Source organism: Vitreoscilla filiformis (assembly GCF_002222655.1).
GTDB lineage: Bacteria > Pseudomonadota > Gammaproteobacteria > Burkholderiales > Burkholderiaceae_C > Ideonella > Ideonella filiformis.
Genome location: NZ_CP022423.1, coordinates 2,854,647 through 2,872,711, shown reverse-complemented (window position 1 = coordinate 2,872,711; position 18,065 = coordinate 2,854,647). Strand labels below are relative to the sequence as shown.

19 protein-coding genes and 1 tRNA gene are annotated in these 18,065 nt (G+C 63.0%); 14 read left to right on the top strand and 6 right to left on the bottom strand.

Annotated elements, in window-relative coordinates; genetic code table 11:
• The first annotated feature begins 18 nt into the window (after positions 1-18).
• The 9 genes from der (at position 19) to VITFI_RS13525 (ending at position 8,552) form a co-directional block, all read left to right on the top strand.
• Complete coding sequence (gene der, locus VITFI_RS13565) at positions 19-1,353, top strand: ribosome biogenesis GTPase Der (RefSeq protein ID WP_089417419.1); 1,335 nt, start codon at positions 19-21, stop codon at positions 1,351-1,353.
• A 123-nt stretch (positions 1,354-1,476) separates the two neighbouring features.
• Positions 1,477-1,716, top strand: a complete 240-nt coding sequence (gene hfq / locus VITFI_RS13560; protein WP_089417418.1) for an RNA chaperone Hfq — start codon at positions 1,477-1,479, stop codon at positions 1,714-1,716.
• Between the two features lie 46 nt (positions 1,717-1,762).
• Positions 1,763-2,989, top strand: a complete 1,227-nt coding sequence (gene hflX / locus VITFI_RS13555; protein ID WP_089417417.1) for a GTPase HflX — start codon at positions 1,763-1,765, stop codon at positions 2,987-2,989.
• Positions 2,982-4,280, top strand: coding sequence for an FtsH protease activity modulator HflK (gene hflK / locus VITFI_RS13550; RefSeq protein ID WP_198301483.1), 1,299 nt, complete (start codon positions 2,982-2,984; stop codon positions 4,278-4,280). The genes hflX and hflK overlap by 8 nt, the downstream gene beginning before the upstream one ends.
• 29 nt (positions 4,281-4,309) lie before the next feature.
• Positions 4,310-5,200, top strand: coding sequence for a protease modulator HflC (gene hflC / locus VITFI_RS13545; RefSeq protein ID WP_089417415.1), 891 nt, complete (start codon positions 4,310-4,312; stop codon positions 5,198-5,200).
• Positions 5,197-5,379, top strand: a complete 183-nt coding sequence (locus VITFI_RS13540; RefSeq protein ID WP_089417414.1) for a DUF2065 domain-containing protein — start codon at positions 5,197-5,199, stop codon at positions 5,377-5,379. Before hflC ends, VITFI_RS13540 begins: the two co-directional genes overlap by 4 nt.
• A gap of 73 nt (positions 5,380-5,452) precedes the next feature.
• Entirely contained in the window at positions 5,453-6,616 is a 1,164-nt protein-coding gene (locus VITFI_RS13535; protein WP_089417413.1) for an ATP phosphoribosyltransferase regulatory subunit, read from the top strand.
• Positions 6,617-6,663: 47 nt separating this feature from the next.
• Entirely contained in the window at positions 6,664-8,013 is a 1,350-nt protein-coding gene (locus tag VITFI_RS13530; RefSeq protein ID WP_089417412.1) for an adenylosuccinate synthase, read from the top strand.
• Between the two features lie 14 nt (positions 8,014-8,027).
• A complete protein-coding gene (locus tag VITFI_RS13525; RefSeq protein ID WP_232476623.1) occupies positions 8,028-8,552 on the top strand; it encodes a phosphoribosyltransferase in 525 nt (174 codons plus the stop codon).
• 105 nt (positions 8,553-8,657) lie between these two features.
• Here VITFI_RS13525 and VITFI_RS13520 read toward each other — a convergent pair.
• A tRNA-Leu gene (locus tag VITFI_RS13520) sits at positions 8,658-8,742 on the bottom strand.
• 74 nt (positions 8,743-8,816) lie between these two features.
• On the opposite strand from VITFI_RS13520, the gene rnr reads away from it, so the two are divergent.
• The 3 genes from rnr (at position 8,817) to VITFI_RS17990 (ending at position 11,828) form a co-directional block, all read left to right on the top strand.
• Positions 8,817-11,102, top strand: a complete 2,286-nt coding sequence (gene rnr / locus VITFI_RS13515) for a ribonuclease R (protein ID WP_269768724.1) — start codon at positions 8,817-8,819, stop codon at positions 11,100-11,102.
• A 73-nt stretch (positions 11,103-11,175) separates the two neighbouring features.
• A complete protein-coding gene (locus tag VITFI_RS17995; protein ID WP_157725690.1) occupies positions 11,176-11,460 on the top strand; it encodes a hypothetical protein in 285 nt (94 codons plus the stop codon).
• A 92-nt stretch (positions 11,461-11,552) separates the two neighbouring features.
• Positions 11,553-11,828: a hypothetical protein gene (locus VITFI_RS17990; protein WP_157725689.1), complete on the top strand. Its 276-nt coding sequence runs from the start codon at positions 11,553-11,555 to the stop codon at positions 11,826-11,828.
• A 1-nt stretch (position 11,829) separates the two neighbouring features.
• Here the strand turns inward: VITFI_RS17990 and VITFI_RS13510 are convergent, their stop codons facing one another.
• From VITFI_RS13510 to VITFI_RS13490, 5 genes are all read right to left on the bottom strand, one after another.
• Positions 11,830-12,219: a nuclear transport factor 2 family protein gene (locus VITFI_RS13510; protein ID WP_089417410.1), complete on the bottom strand. Its 390-nt coding sequence runs from the start codon at positions 12,217-12,219 to the stop codon at positions 11,830-11,832.
• A gap of 8 nt (positions 12,220-12,227) precedes the next feature.
• The gene (locus VITFI_RS13505) at positions 12,228-12,800 is read right to left on the bottom strand and encodes a hypothetical protein (protein ID WP_157725688.1); all 573 of its coding nucleotides are present in this window, start codon (positions 12,798-12,800) and stop codon (positions 12,228-12,230) included.
• 62 nt (positions 12,801-12,862) lie between these two features.
• Positions 12,863-14,419: a sulfatase-like hydrolase/transferase gene (locus VITFI_RS13500; protein WP_089417408.1), complete on the bottom strand. Its 1,557-nt coding sequence runs from the start codon at positions 14,417-14,419 to the stop codon at positions 12,863-12,865.
• A 12-nt stretch (positions 14,420-14,431) separates the two neighbouring features.
• Positions 14,432-15,430, bottom strand: coding sequence for a tripartite tricarboxylate transporter substrate-binding protein (locus tag VITFI_RS13495; RefSeq protein ID WP_089417407.1), 999 nt, complete (start codon positions 15,428-15,430; stop codon positions 14,432-14,434).
• 19 nt (positions 15,431-15,449) lie between these two features.
• On the bottom strand, positions 15,450-16,457 hold the full coding sequence (locus VITFI_RS13490; RefSeq protein ID WP_089417406.1) for a tripartite tricarboxylate transporter substrate-binding protein: 1,008 nt from the start codon (positions 16,455-16,457) through the stop codon (positions 15,450-15,452).
• Between the two features lie 115 nt (positions 16,458-16,572).
• Between VITFI_RS13490 and VITFI_RS13485 the strand changes: the two genes are divergently transcribed.
• Positions 16,573-17,091 carry a MarR family winged helix-turn-helix transcriptional regulator gene (locus VITFI_RS13485; protein ID WP_089417405.1) on the top strand — a complete coding sequence of 173 codons (519 nt, stop codon included), beginning with the start codon at positions 16,573-16,575 and terminating at the stop codon, positions 17,089-17,091.
• 35 nt (positions 17,092-17,126) lie between these two features.
• Positions 17,127-18,062: an ABC transporter ATP-binding protein gene (locus VITFI_RS13480; protein ID WP_089417404.1), complete on the top strand. Its 936-nt coding sequence runs from the start codon at positions 17,127-17,129 to the stop codon at positions 18,060-18,062.
• Positions 18,063-18,065 lie beyond the last annotated feature (3 nt).

Genomic DNA, 18,065 nt, shown 5'->3' with positions numbered 1-18,065 from the left:
GTTTTTCCAAGGCAACGCTTGAAACCTGTCATCGCTCTGGTCGGACGGCCCAACGTCGGCAAGTCCACCCTGTTCAACCGCATGACCAAGAGCCGCGACGCGATCGTGGCCGACTACGCGGGCCTCACACGCGACCGCCACTACGGCGACGGTCGCCTGGGCAAACGCGAATTCATCGTCATCGACACCGGCGGCTTCGAGCCGGATTCGTCCACCGGCATCGTCAAGGAAATGGCCAAACAAACGCGCCAGGCCGTGGCCGAAGCCGATGTGGTCATCTTCGTTACCGATGTGCGCACGGGGCTGTCGGCCCAAGACGCGGACATCGCCCGCTTCCTGCGCCAGGCCAACAAGCGCGTCATTCTCACGGTCAACAAGGCCGAGGGCATGGTCGAATCGCCCCATCTGGCCGAGTTCCACGAACTGGGGCTGGGCGAGCCGCTGCCGATTTCGGCGGCGCACGGCCAAGGCATCCGCAGTTTGATTGAAGAAGCGCTGGTCGATTTCCCCGAAACCGAGGACGACGACGAGCCCGCCGAAGCCGCCCCCATTCGCTTGACGGTGACGGGCCGCCCCAACGTTGGCAAATCGACGCTGATCAATGCCTGGCTGGGGGAAGATCGCCTGATCGCCTTCGACATGCCCGGCACCACGCGGGACGCCATCCGTGTCCCGCTGGAGCGCGATGGCCAACGCTACGAGCTGATCGACACTGCCGGCCTGCGCCGCAAAGGCAAGGTGTTTGAGGCCATCGAAAAATTCTCGGTGGTCAAGACGCTGCAAGCCGTGGCCGACGCCAACGTCGCGGTGCTGATGGTGGACGCCACCCAGGGTGTGAGCGAGCAAGACGCGCACATCGCCGGCTACATCTTGGAGGCAGGCCGTGCCGTGGTCATCGCCATCAACAAGTGGGACGCGATTGACGCTTACCAGCGCGAACAACTGGAACGTTCCATCGAAACCCGGTTGGCGTTCTTGAAATTTGCGGAGATCGTCCGCATGTCGGCCATCAAGCGCCAGGGTTTGGGGCCGCTGTGGAAGGCGATTGCCAACGCGCACGCGTCGGCCACCCGCAAGCTGCCGACCCCGGTGCTGACACGGCTTCTGCATGAAGCGGTGGAGCACCAAGCGCCCAAGCGCGCCGGCAGCTTCCGACCCAAAATGCGCTATGCCCACCAAGGCGGCATGAACCCGCCCATCATCGTCATCCACGGCAATTCGCTGGATCACGTCGATGGGGCGTACCGGCGCTATTTGGAAGGACGGTTCCGGGAGCACTTCAAGCTGGTGGGCACACCGCTGAAGCTGGAGTTCCGCAGCTCGCACAACCCGTTTGCCGAGTCGGGCCCCTGACCGCATCCGACCCAGTCCCCTGGTGCCAGGGAGGGAATCCCCCTTGCGAAACGGTTTGCGTGGCTGTGATAACGTGCCACTTCGCCATTTCCGTTGAACCCCTCTCACAACACGGAGCATATCGTGAGCAACAAAGGACAACTCCTGCAAGACCCCTTCCTGAACCTGCTGCGCAAGGAGCATGTCCCGGTCTCGATTTATCTGGTCAACGGCATCAAGCTGCAAGGCCACATCGAGTCGTTCGACCAGTACGTCGTGCTGCTGCGCAACACCGTCACCCAGATGGTCTACAAGCACGCCATCTCCACTGTGGTGCCTGGCCGCGCCGTCAACTTCCACCCGGCCGACGCCGGCGACAACTGAACCCCGTCGCCCGGCTGATCGGCTGCACTGAACCGATCAAACCATCTTGACCGTTTCCACCACGTCCACCGCGCCGGCCGATGCTGCGGCGCGGGCCGTTCTCGTCGGGGTCGATTTCGGCCCCGGCGCTTCGTTTGATCCCACGCTGGATGAGCTGGCCTTGCTGGCCGAATCGGCTGGCGATGAGGTTGTTGCCAAAGTCATCGCCAAACGCAAAGCGCCCGATCCGGCGCTGTTTGTGGGCGTCGGCAAAGCCGATGAAATCAAGCAGTTGGTGACGCTGCACGACGCCCACGGCGTCATCTTTGATCAGCCCCTGTCGCCTGCCCAGCAGCGCAACTTGGAGCGCCACCTCGGCGTGCCAGTGGCGGATCGCACGGCGCTGATCCTCGAAATTTTTGCCGCTCGGGCCCAGAGCCACGAAGGCAAGCTGCAAGTCGAACTGGCGCAACTGCAATACCTGGCGTCTCGTTTGGTGCGGCGCTGGAGCCACTTGGAGCGCCAGCGTGGCGGCGTCGGCCATCGCGGTGGCCCCGGCGAAGCGCAGATCGAACTCGATCGCCGCATGATTGACGAGCGCATCAAGTCCGTCAAAGTGCGTTTGGAGAAGGTCAAGCGCCAGCGCAACACACAGCGCCGGTCACGCGAGCGCAGCGGCACGTTTCGCGTGTCGCTGGTGGGTTACACCAACGCCGGCAAGTCCACGCTGTTCAACGCCATGGTCAAGGCCCGTGCCTACGCCGCCGACCAGCTCTTTGCCACGCTGGACACCACCACGCGCTCGCTCTACCTCGGTGAGGTGGGGCGCTCAGTGTCCCTGTCGGACACGGTGGGGTTCATCCGCGACTTGCCGCACAAACTGGTCGAAGCCTTCCAAGCCACGTTGCAGGAGGCCGCCGAAGCCGATGTGCTGCTGCACGTCATCGACGCGGCCAGCCCGGTGTTGTTCGAGCAAAAAATCGAAGTCGAGCGCGTGCTGGAGGAAATCGGCGCGGCCAACTTGCCGCAGATCCTCGTTTACAACAAGCGCGATTTGCTCGAACCCAGCCAACAACCGCGCCAAGCACGCGATCAGTTGGAACTGCCGGGCGGCGGCCGGGTCGATCGGGTGTTCGTCAGCGCCCTCACCGGTGAGGGTTTGGATGTGTTGCGTACCGTGATCGGGGAACATCTTCAAGCCCAGGCCTTGCGAAATGCGCCGAACGTCGCCACTTTGCCCGATGGGACACCCGTGCCAGACCTCGCCCTTCATTCATCACACGACCATGCCTGACACCTCCTTCGCCCATCCCGGCTTCGGGCACCGGCTGTCCGCGCTGACGCAGGCCAGCCACGCGCTGCTGGTTGGCTCTGGCCGCCGCCTGCTCGTGCTCAACCAGAATGGCCGCAACGACGGCCCGCCCGACTTGGACGAGCTGTGGCGCGACTTCAACCGCAAGTTGGGCGACATGTTCAACAACAAAGGCGGCGCCAACGGCCCAGGCTCCGGCCAAGAGCCGCCAGCCGATCCGGGCCCGCCGCCCGACATGAAGGGCGCCGGCTTCGGGCTCGGCATGATCGCCGGCTTGGTGGCCCTGATTTGGGCCGGCAGCGGCGTGTTCATCGTCCAAGAAGGCCAGCAAGCGGTGATCACCACGTTCGGCAAGTACACCAGCACGGTGGGCGCCGGCTTGCAATGGCGTTTGCCTTACCCGGTGCAGCAGCACGAAACGGTGGCCGTGACGCAACTGCGCTCCGTCGAAGTGGGCCGCACGGCGGTGGTGCAGGCCACGGGGCTGCGCGAGTCGTCCATGCTGACGCAGGACGAAAACATCGTGGACATCCGCTTCACCGTGCAATATCGGCTGAAGGATGCACGGGCCTTCCTCTACGAAAACCGCAACCCGGACGAAGCCGTGGTGCAAGCCAGCGAATCGGCGGTGCGGGAGATCGTCGGGCGCAGCAAGGTGGATTCGGTGCTGTACGAGCGCCGCGATGGCATCGCCGCCGACTTGGTCAAGCTGATCCAAGCCCAGCTCGACCGCCTCAACGCCGGCGTGGTGGTGGCCAACGTCAACCTGCAAAACGTGCAGGTGCCCGAGCAAGTGCAAGCCGCTTTCGATGATGCGGTGCGTGCCGGTGCGGATCGCGACCGCTTCAAAAACGAAGGACAAGCCTATGCCAGCGAGGTCATCCCGAAGGCACAAGGCACGGCAGCGCGGTTGATGGAAGAAGCGCAGGGTTACAAATCCCGCGTGGTGGCGCAAGCCGAGGGGGACGCGCAGCGCTTCACCTCGGTGTGGACGGAGTACCAAAAAGCCCCCGCCGTCACCCGAGACAGGTTGTACATCGACACCATGCAGCAAGTGTTCTCCAACGTCACCAAGGTGATGGTGGACAGCCGCAGTGGCTCCAATCTGCTGTACCTGCCGCTGGACAAACTGGTGCAGCAATCGGGCCCGAATTTGGCGCCGGCGGCGGCTCCGGCGTCGGCTCCGGCAGCCAATGGCGGGGCGGACGCCGCTGCGTCGGCGGATGTCCGTTCGCGTGATGGTTCGCGTGGCCGCGAGCGCGAAAGCCGCTGAGTTCACACCACCGCCAGGAGACTTTGAAGATGAATCGCATTTCCGTGTGGGTGGGTGGGGCGATGCTGGCCTTGATGCTGGCGTCATCAACCCTGTTCGTGGTCGATCAGCGCCAAGTGGCGGTGATTTACGCCTTGGGTGAAATCAAGGAAGTCATCACCGAGCCCGGCCTGAAATTCAAACTGCCGCCGCCGTTCCAGAACGTGGTGTTTCTCGACAAACGCATCCAAACCCTGGACAGCCCCGAGACCCGTCCAATCTTCACCGCCGAAAAGAAAAGCCTGGTGATCGATTGGCTGGTGAAGTGGCGCATCACCGAACCGCGCCAGTTCATTCGCAACAACGGCACCGACATTCGCAACCTCGAAAACCGCCTCAGCCCCGTGGTGCAAGCGGCGTTCAACGAGGAAATCACCAAGCGCAATGTCGGGGGGGTGCTGGCCACCGAGCGCGAGAAGGTCATGAACGACGTGCGAGCTCGCTTGGCCGATGAAGCCAAGTCGTTCGGCATTGAGATCGTGGATGTGCGCATCAAACGGGCCGATTTTGTCGCCAACATCACCGATTCGGTGTATCGGCGCATGGAGTCCGAGCGCAAGCAAGTGGCCAACGAGTTGCGCTCTACCGGCCAAGCCGAAGGCGAAAAAATCCGCGCCGACGCCGACCGGCAGCGCGAAGTGATCTTGGCCAATGCTTACCGCGACGCGCAAAAAATCAAGGGCGAAGGCGATGCCGAAGCCTCCGCGCTGTACGCCGGTGCGTTTGGCCGCGATCCGCAGTTCGCCCAGTTCTACCGCAGCTTGGAAGCGTACCGGACGAGCTTCCGCAGCAAGTCTGACGTGATGGTGCTCGATCCGTCGAGTGACTTCTTCCGTGTCATGCGGGGCTCGGGGGCAGCGGCACCGGCGGGGCGTCGGTGAGCGATTTGTTGCTCGGCTCGCTGGCGCTGATGCTGGTGTTTGAAGGGCTGCTGCCCTTTCTGAACCCTCAGTTGTGGCGCCAGGTATTTTTGCAAGCGGTGCAAATGAGCGATGGCCAGATCCGTCTGTTCGGCTTGTGCAGCTTGCTCGCCGGGTTTTTGTTGGTGCTGGGCCTGTGACGCGCAGGTGACTGGCGCCGGCAGTTTCGCGTGTGCTGCCTTGTAGAATCTCGCTTTTTACCCGGTGCAATCCATGTCCTCTGCTTGGCTGCTGCCAGAGCACATCGCCGACGTCCTGCCAGCCCAGGCCCGGCGCATCGAGGAGCTGCGGCGTCAATGGCTCGATCTGGCGCGCTCCTACGGCTTTGAATTGGTGATCCCTCCGATGCTGGAGCATCTGGAGTCCTTGTTGTCTGGAACCGGGCACGAGCTGGATCTCAAAACCTTCAAGCTGGTGGATCAGCTCAGCGGGCGCACGCTGGGCCTGCGGCCCGACGCCACCCCCCAAGTCGCCCGCATCGACGCGCATTTGCTCAACCGCGAGGGCGTCACCCGCTTGTGCTACTGCGGCCCGGTGCTGCACACCCGCCCGGCGGGCTTGCACGCCACACGCGAGCCACTGCAACTCGGGATCGAAATTTTTGGCCACGCGGGCCTAGAAGCCGATCTCGAAGTGCTGGAGCTGACCGTCGAAGGGCTGGCCAGCTCGGGTGTGGGCAACCTCACCCTGGATTTGGGCCACGCCCGCATGGTGCGCTCGGTGCTGGGCGGGTTGATGCTGGATGTGCAGGCCCTCACCGATTTGGTCGCAGCCCTCACCGCCAAGGATGGCAGCGCTGTACGGGCCATGACGCGGGGCTGCACCGCCGAATCGCGTGACGCCCTGCTGGTGCTGCTCGACCTGTACGGCGGCGACGAAGTGCTGATTCAAGCCCGGCAACGCCTGCCAGCCCGGGGGCCCATCGCCCAGGCGCTGGACGATTTAGCGTGGCTCGCCGGCCATGTGCGCCAAGCTTGCCCAGGTGTGCGCATCGGTTTTGACCTGTCCGACATGAGCGGCTACGCCTATTACAGCGGCGTGCGCTTTGCCGCTTACGGTGCGGGTTCACCCAATCCGTTGGCCCGAGGTGGGCGCTACGACGAGGTGGGCGCCGTCTTTGGCCGCAACCGCCCGGCGGTGGGTGCCAGCTTGGATCTCAAGGGCCTGAGCGGCGTGGTGGCGGCAGCGCGCCCGCGCCCCGCCATCCGCGCCCCGTGGGGCGAAGACGCGGCGTTGCGCGCCGCCATCCGTCGCCTGCGGGCGGTGGGCGAAACCGTGGTCTGCATCCTGCCGGGCCATGAGAGCGAAACGCAGGAATTCGAGTGCGACCGCGAATTGCGAGCGGTCGACGGCCAATGGGTGCTGTGCGCGCTGTGAGCGCGTCGGCAACCGCTTCCCTTCATCGAACACCAGAATTTTCAGCCATGGAACAAGGCAACAGCTTGGCCGCCACCGCGCGCGGCCGTAACGTGGTCGTCGTCGGCACCCAATGGGGCGACGAGGGCAAGGGCAAGGTCGTCGACTGGCTCACCGAACACGCCCAAGGCGTGGCCCGCTTCCAAGGTGGCCACAACGCTGGTCACACGCTGGTGATTCGCGGCGTCAAGACGGCGCTGCAACTCATCCCGTCCGGCATCATGCGCGACGGCGTGAAGTGCTACATCGGCAACGGCGTGGTGGTGGATCCGGCGCATTTGGTGTCTGAAATCGCTCGCCTGGAAAAAGCGGGGTTGGACGTGCGCTCGCGCTTGTTCATCAGCGAATCCTGCCCGCTGATCCTGCCGTTCCACGTCGAAGTGGACAAGGCGCGTGAAGCCCTGCGCGAAAACAGTGGCGCCGGCAAGATCGGCACCACGGGCAAGGGCATCGGCCCGGCCTACGAAGACAAGGTCGCCCGCCGCGCCCTGCGCGTGCAAGACCTGAAGCACCCGGATCGCTTCGCCAAGAAACTGCGCGATTTGCTGGCGCTGCACAACGAGGCGCTGGGCGGCTATCTGAAGGCGTCCACGTTGGAATTCGAGCCGATCTTCGAACAAGCCATGAAGCTGGCCGAAGAACTCAAGCCCATGATGGCCGACGTGGGTTACATGATCCACAAGTCCCAAGCGGCTGGCGACAACCTGTTGTTCGAAGGCGCACAAGGCACGCTGTTGGACGTGGATCACGGCACCTATCCGTTCGTGACTTCCAGCAACTGCGTGGCCGGTAATGCCGCCGCCGGTTCGGGCGTGGGGCCGCATCTGCTGCACTACATCCTGGGCATCACCAAGGCTTACACCACCCGCGTGGGTTCGGGCCCGTTCCCGACCGAGCTGCCCATCGACGATGAAGGCACCATCGGCTACCACCTCTCGACCGTGGGCCAGGAGCGCGGCACCGTCACGGGGCGCGCCCGCCGCTGCGGTTGGTTGGATGCGGCAGCGCTCAAGCGCGCCATCATCATCAACGGCGTGACCGGCCTGTGCATCACCAAGCTGGACGTGCTCGATGGTTTGTCGGAAATCAAGGTGTGCGTCGGCTACACCCTGCGCGGCGAGCCCATCGACATCCTGCCGCTGGACGCGGACGACATCCAGTTCTGCGAACCGCAATACGAAACCTTCCCCGGCTGGACGCAAAGCACCTTCGGCGTGACGACGTGGGACGGCCTGCCCGAAAACGCCCGCGCTTACCTGAAGCGCGTGGAAGAAATCATCGGTGCGCCGATTGACATGGTGTCCACCGGCCCCGACCGGGATCACACCATCCTGCTGCGCCACCCGTTCCGAGGCTGATGAGAAAGGACACGATGATGCTCACCGATGACGGCAAGCACCTCTACGTCTCCTGGGACGAGTACCACCTGCTGATCGAGAAGCTGGCGCTCAAGGTACACGCTTCGGGCTGGGAGTTTGACCAAATCCTGTGCCTGGCCCGGGGTGGCCTGCGCCCGGGGGATGTGCTTTCGCGGGTGTTTGACAAGCCGCTGGCCATCATGGCCACGAGCAGCTACCGCGCTGAGGGCGGCACCATTCAGGGTCGCCTCGACATGGCCAAGTACATCACCATGCCCAAGGGCGAGCTGGCTGGCCGCGTGCTGCTGGTGGACGATTTGGCCGATTCCGGGGTGACGCTGCAAGCGGTGGTCGAGCGCCTGCGCGGCATGCCGGCCATTGCCGAGCTGCGCTCGGCGGTGCTGTGGACGAAAGCGGTGTCCTGCTACACGCCGGACTATTACGTCGAAATGCTGGCCACGAGCCTGTGGATTCACCAGCCTTTCGAAGAGTACGACACATTGCGCCCAGCGGGTCTGGCGCGCAAGTTGTCGATCTAAGGCGAACGAGGCGGCGAGCTGTGCAGGCAAGCCGCCTTTTTTGGCATCTTTGCGATGCACAAAACGAAAAAGGCCAGCAACTTTCGCTGCTGGCCTTTACGATCTTGGTGCCCAGGAGAGGACTCGAACCTCCACGGAGTTACCCGCTAGTACCTGAAACTAGTGCGTCTACCAATTCCGCCACCTGGGCTTATCGCTGTTTGTGCTTCGTTTTGCGTTGCGCTGTTCAGCGAAGAATTGAATTATGTCTAAGAAAGGCCGTTTGTGGCAAAAATTTTGAAAAATAACCAAGAAAATAACTCAACATTAATGGCCGAGCTGGAGGGCACGGTGCAAGGTCACCGGGATGGTCACGGCTTCGTCCAGCCGGATGCGGGGGGGGACAGCATCTATCTCAGCCCGCAGGAAATGCGCGGTGTGTTGCATCGAGACCGCGTCAAAGTGCGCGTGGTGCGGTTGGATCGCAAAGGCCGGCCCGAAGGACGGGTGGTGGACATTCTGGAGCGCCGCAAAACCCCCATCATTGGCCGGTTGCTGCTGGAGAAGGGGGCGTGGATCGTCGCACCGGAAGACAAGCGTTACGGGCAAGACATCCTCATCCCCAAAAACGCCGTGGCCAGTGCGCAGGCGGGGCAGGTGGTGTCGGTGGAGTTGACCGAGCCACCGAGCATGTTCTCCCAGCCCGTGGGGCGCGTGGTGGAAGTGCTGGGGCAGATCGACGACCCTGGCATGGAAATCGAAATCGCGGTGCGCAAATACGGCGTGCCGCACATTTTCAGCCCGGAAACCGTGGCCCAAGCCGCCGCGTTGCCGGACAAACTGCGCCCAGCCGATTACAAACAGCGCATCGACCTGCGCGATGTGCCACTCGTCACCATCGACGGGGAAGATGCGCGGGATTTTGACGATGCGGTGTACTGCGAGCCGCACAGCAGCGGTCGGGGCAAGTCGGCGCTGAAGGGCTGGCGCTTGCTGGTGGCAATTGCCGACGTGAGCCATTACGTCAAACCCGGCGAGGCGCTGGACAAGGATGCGTTCGAGCGTGCTACGTCGGTGTATTTTCCGCGTCGGGTGATTCCGATGTTGCCGGAGAAACTTTCGAACGGGCTGTGTTCGCTGAATCCTGAGGTCGAACGCCTGTCGATGGTGTGCGACATGGTGATCGACGAGGAAGGCGAGATTCAGGCTTACCAGTTTTACCCGGCAGTGATCCGCTCGCACGCCCGCCTGACTTATACCGAGGTGGCTGCCGCCCTGGCCAACACACGCGGGCCGGAAGCGCAAAAGCGCGCCGAGCTGGTGCCGCATCTGGTGAACCTACATGAGCTGTACCGGGCGCTGCTCAAGGCGCGCAACCGGCGTGGGGCGGTGGACTTTGAAACCACCGAAACCCAGATTGTCTGTGATGAGCTGGGGCGCATTCAGCAAATCGTGCCGCGTGTGCGCAACGATGCACACCGCCTCATCGAAGAAACCATGCTGGCGGCCAACGTCTGCGCGGCAGATTTCATTGCGGAGAAAAAGCATCCTGGCCTGTTCCGTGTCCACGAAGGCCCGACGCCCGAGAAACGTCAAGCCCTGCAAAACTATCTCAAAGCGCTGGGGCTGGGTTTTACGCTGAGCGACGACCCGAAACCAGCCGAGTTGCAAGCCATCTCCAAAGCCACACAAGACCGACCAGACGCACAGCAAATTCACACCATGTTGCTGCGTTCGATGCAGCAAGCGATTTACACGCCGCACAACAGCGGCCATTTCGGTCTGGCTTACTCGGGTTATACGCACTTCACCAGCCCGATTCGCCGTTATCCGGATTTGATGGTGCATCGCGTCATCAAAGCCCTGCTGACGGGCAAACGGTTGGCGGTGAAAAACGTCGGCGCTGGGGTGGAGCGCCAAACCATGCGCCTGGGCGGGCGGGGCCTGCCGCCAGCGCCCGAACCGGGGGCTAAAAAGCCCACGCGCAGCGGGGCGGCGGAAGTGCCGTTGTGGGAGCAAATCGGCCTGCATTGCAGCGCCAACGAGCGCCGCGCCGACGAGGCATCATCCGATGTGCAAGCTTGGCTCAAATGCCGTTACATGCGCGAGCGCTTGGGCGAGGAGTTCATGGGCACCGTGTCGGCGGTGACGAGTTTTGGCGTGTTCGTCACGCTGGATGCGTTGTATGTCGAAGGGCTGATCCACATCACCGAGCTGGGTGGCGAGTATTTCCGCTTTGACGAAGTGCGCCAGGAACTGCGCGGCGAGCGCACGGGCTTGCGTTATGTCATCGGCACCAAGGTCAAGGTGCAGGTGAGCCGGGTGGACTTGGACGGGCGTCGCATTGACTTCCGCATCGTGCGCGAGGGTGATGGCGAGCGTTTGCTGGCCAAGGGGCGTTCGGCGGAGAGCGCAAGCGCGGTGCAGACTTTGGCAGCCACGCAGCAAGCGGATCGACAAGCCAAACGCGCTGCCAAATCCGCCAAATCGATCCAGGGCGCCCGGGCTGCGCAGGCGGGGCGGGGGAACGTGGCTCGGCGGGCTGCCACCTCGCGCAAGAAAAAGGGTTAGTCACCCTTCACGCACATCATCATGACCAGATGATGGCAATAGACCACTGAAACTCATGAGGAAAGGTGTTTTTATGGAAGATTGGGATGCTGCAATCGCCGAAGTGGTTCAATCACTGAAGGTGCCTTTTGATTCACATTTGGTGATTCGAGAGCTGGCGCATAAAAATCAACGGCGCTATATTGATGCATTGGCTTCGATGAGTACCGATGCGCCGTTTCAGCAATTGCATTCGTCATTGGGGCGACGAATCAAGGTTGTGTGCGAAGGTCTTGGGCTTACCGGGAGGGATCATCAGAGTTTCGATATTTTTGGTCAGCGAAGCAAGTGCCAGCAATGGGTTGCTCTCGCTGACTGATCACGGTCGGGGCGGGTGTGGTACAACGAATATGTGCTGCGCCCGCACTAGAAAAGGACGGGCCTGATATCTCGGTTGATTCAGGGTACCTCATGCCTGCTGAAAATAAAATACGCTGTGCTGGAGTGGCTTATCGGCAAGGCTTTATCGATGTTCAAGCTAACATACACCGGGGTTTTATCAATGTAGAGACATGGATGATCAATCCAGATGTGAGGCTGGAAGACGTACCCGACATTGTTGATCCCAGAATAAATGACTCAGATGTCATTGGGAATACTGAGTTAGAGCTTGATTTTGACCAAGCTCGTGCGTTGATTTTTGCATTGCAATCGGCCCTGTCAAAGATCAACCCTTGCGGGAAATAGCTTAGAGCACGGGCGTCCCTTGGTGGTACACCATCTGCCAGCCGTCGGTGGTACGGCGCCACAAGGTGGCGCGGCGGGACAGCCGGGTCGGTTGCTGCAACGCATAGGTCAGCAAAACGTGGCGCTCATCGACGGGCCGCAGGTGCCAGTCGAAGGTGTGCCACGCTTCTTCGCGGGGATGGCGCTGGCGTTCCTCCAGGGTATCCAGCACGAACGCCCGGTCGTAAACCTGGCCGGAGCCGCCGACCTCCCAAAAATCCGGAGCCAGCAAGGCTTCGAAGTGCGCACGGTCAGCCCCAGCGTTGGCCGCGTAGATGAGCGGCTCCAGGGTGCTCAACAGGGCCAACACGGGCTGAAGTTCCGGCGGGGTGGGGCTGCGGCGAGGGGGCATCACAAGGCTCAGCTCTTGGGGCAGTGCAGATAGCTCTCCAGCGCCTTGCCGTAGAACGCGGCAGCGTTGCCTTCGACGTTGGCGGCAGGGCTGGTCTTGCTCATGTAGCGTGGGGTGTATTGGGGCGGTGCCATTTTGCGCACGTCGTGACACACCTCGGCCAGCGTGTCCGGCGTGCTCAAGGTGGTGGTGGTGGTGGCCCAAAATTCCCGCCACTTTTTCTCTCCCACCAACTCACGCACGCGCAACGGCAGTTTGTTGTGCAGTTTGCGGGGCTCGGCCTCCGTGACGCGGTAGGTGTCGTAAGTCGTGTAGGTGCCGGCCAAGGCGAAGTAGCGCACCGCGATGTTCAAGCGATCTTCCTGAATGCAGCGCACCAAACCGCCGTACAGCTCCGGCGGGGTGACGCTGCTGGAGAGCTTGGCAAAGTCCGTGCATTCGACGTTTTGCGGCAGGTTGATGCGCTCGCGCCGCACTTTGGCACCGGTGACGGCATCGGTTTCAATGTCGGTGTCGATGGTTTCTTGGGTGGCGCAGCCCGATAGCCAAGCCAGCACAACCAGAGAAGCGATGTATTTCATGACAGATTAGGGGGGTGAGGCAGTAGAGCAAAAACGGCGCAAGCATCGCACAGCCGCGCCGCTCACCACTGCCCGAAATACACCCCGGCTTGTTTGTGCGCGTGGGTCGAGGTTTCGACTTGCTCGTCGGTGAGTGTGGTGCGGCGTTTGCGGCGGGCCAGCCAGTCCAACAGCGTGTCGCGCAGGGCTTGGCGCACGCTGGCGGTGCTGGCCTCGCGGCCAAGGTCGTGCATTTCGTGCGGATCGGCTTCCAGGTCGTAGAGCTGTTCGGGCGCTTCGAGCCAGTAGACGTAACGCCAGCGGCCCTGTCGCACCGAATAGGCGCGGGCGTTTTGCGGCGTGTGCCCCAGGCGGCGACGGGCGAGCTTGAAGCTGTAGTCCAGCTCGGAAAACGCCGCGTCGCGCCAGTCCGTGGTGTGGCCGTGCAGCAGCGGCAGCAGGCTGCGGCCCTCCAAGCGGTGAGACGGGCAGGGCAGGCCCAAGGCCGAAAGAATCGTGGGCACCACGTCCACGCTTTCAACGAGGCGCTGTTCGACCTGCCCCCGCGTGGCATCCGCCGCCGGGCTTGGATCGACGACGATGAAGGGCACGCGCTGCACCATGTCGTAAAACAGTTCTTTTTCGCCCAGCCAATGGTCGCCGAGGAATTCACCGTGGTCGGCGCAAAAGAGAATCAGCGTGTCTTGGAGCACACCGAGCCGATCCATGTGTTCGAACAGGCGGCCCAGGTGGTGATCGAGCTGTTCGATCAACCCCTGGTAGACCGGGCGCACGGTGCGCACGCAGTCCTCCATGGCGAAACTTTGGCTTTCCTCGCTCTGGCGGTACGCCGCGACGACGGGATGCGCGTCCTCCAACTCAGCGGCATGGCGCTGCACCGGCAAACACTGGTCGAAGCTGTAGCGTGCGTGGTAGGGCGCCGGCGCCATGTACGGCCAATGCGGTTTGACGTAACTGAGGTGCAGCACCCAAGGCGAATCCCCTTGGCGGGACATGAAATCCATCGCCTGATCCGTCATGTAGGCCGTTTCCGAGTGCGGTTCGGCCACACGCGCCGGCAGGTGGACGTTGCGCATGTGCCAGCCGCTCACCACTTGGCCGCTGGCGTCGATGCCAGAAATGACGTAATCGCTCCACGGATCGGCGCTGTCATAGCCCATGGCGCGCAGGAAGGCCGGGTAACCGCTTTCGGCGCCGGGGCGATGGTGGCCGTCGTAGCGGTCGATTTCCTCGAAACCGCCTCGGCGCAGCAGCGCGCCCAGGGCGGAGCCGCCGTCGATGTCCAAGCGCTGCAAGCCGGCATGGTCGGGCATGACGTGGGTTTTGCCTGCCAGCGCCAAGCGGTGCCCCGCGCTGCGCAGGTATTCCCCGAGCGTCACTTCGCCAATCGGCAACGGCACCCGGTTCCAGGTGGCACCGTGGCTGCTGGGGTAACGCCCCGTGTAGTAACTCATGCGCGACGGGCCACACACGCCAGAGTTCACATAAGCTTGATCAAAGCGCACACCGCGCCGCGCCAGGGCGTCCAGATGCGGGGTGCGTATGTAGGGGTGGCCGTAGCACGCCAGGTGATCCCGGCGAAGCTGGTCGGCCATGATGAACAAGACGTTGCGGGTCATCACAGAAAAAAATCAGGGGGCAAAGCTGTAGTGGCGCACCAATGGCTCCCATTCGCTGCGGAAGCGGCGCAACATCTGCGCGGTTTCGTCGGGGCCGGCGGCCACGGGCACCATGCCTGTGTTCAAAATGGCCTTGCGCACCGCCGGATCGCTCATGACGGATCGGATGTGCCCCCCCAGCATCTGCACCTTGGCGGCTGGCATGCTGCTGGGCGCGTAAAACGCATTCCAACCCAGGGCGCTGATCTTGAGGCCGTTCTCGTAGAAGGTGGGCACGTCGGGCAGTTGTTTGGCGCGTTGCCGGCCCGAAGTCGCCAGAATGATCACGTCGCCTTTTTGGTGACGGGGCAACAAGGCGCTCAGGGTGTCAATGGCGATTTTTTCCCGGCCACTGGCCAAATTGGCGGCCAGAGCCGCCGAGCCTTTGCCATCCACGATGGTGGGTTTGACCCGGGCCGCCACGCTCAACTTCAGCCCAAAAAAGTGGGGCAGACTGGCCAGCGCAGGCACGGCAAAGCGGCTGTCTTCGGGGTGCGACCACAGCCAACTGACCAAGAACATCATCCGATTCGGGGGCAAATCCTTGTTGATCGCCAAGGCCAGTTCGTAATCGACGACGTGGGCGACCGGGGTGAAATCCTTGTCGGGGCTGTAGCCGAGGTTGTTTTGGGTGACGGGCGCAATCACCATCACCGCTGGGTTGCTCAGCAGCAGCACATTTTGCGAGGCATCGGCCTTGGCCACGTCACGGGCGGCTTGATGGCCACCGTGGCCCACCCGGTTTTCCACCTTGACCGGCATGCGCAGGCGGGCACTCAGATGGGGTGCCAAGATGCGTGCGACCTGATCCGTCGTGCCCCCGGCGGGATAACCCACCACCAAGGTCAGGGTGTCGTCGGGGGCGGCATGGGCCACTGACCAGGGGAGCAGCAGGCTGGCACAGCCCAGCGCCAAGGCGGCCAGTGGCCGAGTCACCCGATGGGGACGAGACGAGAGCAGACGGTCATTCATGGCAGCAGGAGGAACAAGTTCAAGGCTCAAAGTGCGTGCGCTGCACAATGGGCAGCCACTGCGCACGGAATTGGGCCAAGGCGCGCCGCGTTTCCTCCTGATTTGTGATGACGGGTGTCATGAACACTTTGTCGAACGCTTGACGGATCGACGGTTCTTGCATAGCGGCGCGTATGGCGGTTGCGAGCCACTGTACCTTCGCACTGGGCATCTGTACGGGCGCAAAGAAGGTATTCCAGCCGTTGGCGCTCAGTTTCAGGCCAGCCTCCCTGAAGGTAGGGATATCCCGCGCAAAGCTGGCGCGTTGCTCGCCCGAGCTGGCCAAGATGCGCAGCTTGCCCGCTTGGTGCAGGGCATAAAGTGAGTCCAGGGTGTCGATGGCCACGGGCACCTGGCCGCCGATCAAATCGGTTTGCAGCGGGGCCGACCCTTTGTAGCCGATGATCTGCGGCGACACCTTGGCTTGCTCGGCCAGCATCAAGCTGAAAAAGTGCGGCAAGCTGCCCGTGGCTGGCACACCGAAGTTGGCCCGATCCGGGTTGCTGCGCAGCCAGGCGAACAGGTGGTTCACTTCCTTGAGCGGAATTGAGGCGCCCACCGCGATGGCAAACTGGTATTCGCTGACTTGGCTGACCGGCACGAAGTCCTTTTCCGGGTCGTAGCCCGCGTCTTTGAACACCACGGGGGCGATGACCATGGTGGCCGGGTTGGCCAGCAGCAGCACGTTTTGATCGGCACCCGCCCGCTTGACTTGTTGCGCGGCGATGCGCCCGCCCGCGCCGGTGCGGTTGTCCACGATCACGTTCAAGCCATGGCGGGCGCGCAAGTGTTCACCGATCAGACGGGCGGCGCGGTCGGTGGCGCCGCCGGGGGCATAGCCCACCACCAACGTGAGCGTGCCTTGCACCGGTGCGGGGTCGGCAGCACAGGCCAGCGAGCCGCTCAAGGCGGTGGCGGCAGTGGCCCCCCAGGTCAACACTTGGCGGCGGGTCAGGGAAGCGGGCACGGTGTTCGGCGTCAACAACATTTGGAGAACCCCACAGGACAATGAATGGAATGGGTGGCGATGGAGCCGCAGGCAATGTACGGGCCGAGGTGATGATTGATCTAATCCATCACTTTGGGCTGTAGGTGAACCCGGCATGTTGACTTCTGGTGCCTCGTCTGCGTTGGCGCCGCAGGTGTTGGACGATTTGTTGCTCTACCGTTTGTCCCGGGTGATGCGGGCCACGAGCTGTTTGGTGGTGCGGTTGCTCGAAGGTGAACATGGCATCACCCGGCGCGAGTGGGCTTTGTTGGCAGCGCTGCACGGCTGCGAGGCGCTGACCTCGTCGGCGTTGGCCGATCGGTTGCAGTTGGATCGGGTGCGCACCTCGCGGGGGTTGCAGGGGCTGCTGGCCAAGGCGCTGGTGCAAACCCGGCGCGATGCGCAAGATGGCCGCAAAGTGTGGATCGCACTGACCGAATCCGGGCAAGCCCTGTACGCCAAAATCTTCCCGCAAGTGGCCCAAATCAACGTCGAGCTGGGCGCTGCCTTGGCACCGGATGAGCTGGCCATCCTGTGGCGCAGCCTCGATCGCCTGGAGACCCAAGGGCGCCAGCTCATGCAACAGGGGCGGGTGCCGGGCAAAGCCAACCGCAGCCGGCGCCGGACGCGCTGAAGCAAGGACATTGGCCCCTTCCTACAATCCGCGCCATGCCTGCTGTTTCCTTCCAGGGGGTCGCCAAGACCTACCGTGGTGCCCGTGGCACCCTGCGCGCCCTCGATGGCGTGAGTTTCGACATCGAAGAAGGTGAGTTCTTCGGCTTGCTTGGCCCGAATGGGGCCGGCAAAACCACGCTCATCAGCATCTTGGCCGGGCTGGCGCAAGCCACCGAAGGCCGGGTGACGGTGATGGGCCACGATGTCCGCGCCGACTACACCTCGGCCCGCCGTGCCCTGGGCATCGTGCCGCAGGAGCTGGTGTTTGACCCGTTTTTCTCGGTGCGCGAAAGTTTGCGCATCCAGAGCGGCTACTTCGGCGTGAAACACAACGACGCGTGGATCGACGAGCTGCTCGCCGGCCTGGGCTTGGCCGACAAAGCCAACGCCAACATGCGCCAACTGTCCGGCGGCATGAAGCGCCGCGTGTTGGTGGCGCAAGCGTTGGTGCATAAGCCGCCCGTCATCGTGCTGGACGAACCCACCGCCGGCGTGGACGTGGAGTTGCGCCAAACGCTGTGGCACTTCATCGCCCAGCTCAACCGCCAAGGCCATGCCGTGCTGTTGACGACGCACTACTTGGAAGAAGCGGAGGCCCTGTGCTGGCGCATCGCCATGCTCAAGGCGGGCAAAGTGGTGGCGTTGGATCGCACGGCCAAACTGCTGTCGGCAGCGCAAGGCCAGATGTTGCGCTTCAAAACCGATGACGCGCTGCCGCCCACCCTGGCCCCACTGGCGCGGGTGACGGGCCGCATGGCGCAAATTCCCACCAAAGACGCCGCCGGCGTGGAAACCGTGCTGGCCCAGTTGCGCCAAGCGGGCGTGCGCGTCGAAGACCTGGAGATCGGCCGCGCCGATTTGGAAGACGTGTTTCTCTCGATCATGCAAGGCGCAGCCGGCCCCGGCACCGCGCAGGAGGTGGCCGCATGAGCG

Coding starts and splice junctions, on each gene's coding strand:
- hflK (WP_198301483.1), top strand. CDS start 2,982: ATGCCTGACACCTCCTTCGCCCATCCCGGCTTCGGGCACCGGCTGTCC.
- hflC (WP_089417415.1), top strand. CDS start 4,310: ATGAATCGCATTTCCGTGTGGGTGGGTGGGGCGATGCTGGCCTTGATG.
- VITFI_RS13535 (WP_089417413.1), top strand. CDS start 5,453: ATGTCCTCTGCTTGGCTGCTGCCAGAGCACATCGCCGACGTCCTGCCA.
- VITFI_RS13530 (WP_089417412.1), top strand. CDS start 6,664: ATGGAACAAGGCAACAGCTTGGCCGCCACCGCGCGCGGCCGTAACGTG.
- VITFI_RS13525 (WP_232476623.1), top strand. CDS start 8,028: ATGATGCTCACCGATGACGGCAAGCACCTCTACGTCTCCTGGGACGAG.
- VITFI_RS17995 (WP_157725690.1), top strand. CDS start 11,176: ATGGAAGATTGGGATGCTGCAATCGCCGAAGTGGTTCAATCACTGAAG.
- VITFI_RS17990 (WP_157725689.1), top strand. CDS start 11,553: ATGCCTGCTGAAAATAAAATACGCTGTGCTGGAGTGGCTTATCGGCAA.
- VITFI_RS13510 (WP_089417410.1), bottom strand. CDS start 12,219: ATGCCCCCTCGCCGCAGCCCCACCCCGCCGGAACTTCAGCCCGTGTTG.
- VITFI_RS13505 (WP_157725688.1), bottom strand. CDS start 12,800: ATGAAATACATCGCTTCTCTGGTTGTGCTGGCTTGGCTATCGGGCTGC.
- VITFI_RS13500 (WP_089417408.1), bottom strand. CDS start 14,419: ATGACCCGCAACGTCTTGTTCATCATGGCCGACCAGCTTCGCCGGGAT.
- VITFI_RS13495 (WP_089417407.1), bottom strand. CDS start 15,430: ATGAATGACCGTCTGCTCTCGTCTCGTCCCCATCGGGTGACTCGGCCA.
- VITFI_RS13490 (WP_089417406.1), bottom strand. CDS start 16,457: ATGTTGTTGACGCCGAACACCGTGCCCGCTTCCCTGACCCGCCGCCAA.
- VITFI_RS13485 (WP_089417405.1), top strand. CDS start 16,573: ATGTTGACTTCTGGTGCCTCGTCTGCGTTGGCGCCGCAGGTGTTGGAC.
- VITFI_RS13480 (WP_089417404.1), top strand. CDS start 17,127: ATGCCTGCTGTTTCCTTCCAGGGGGTCGCCAAGACCTACCGTGGTGCC.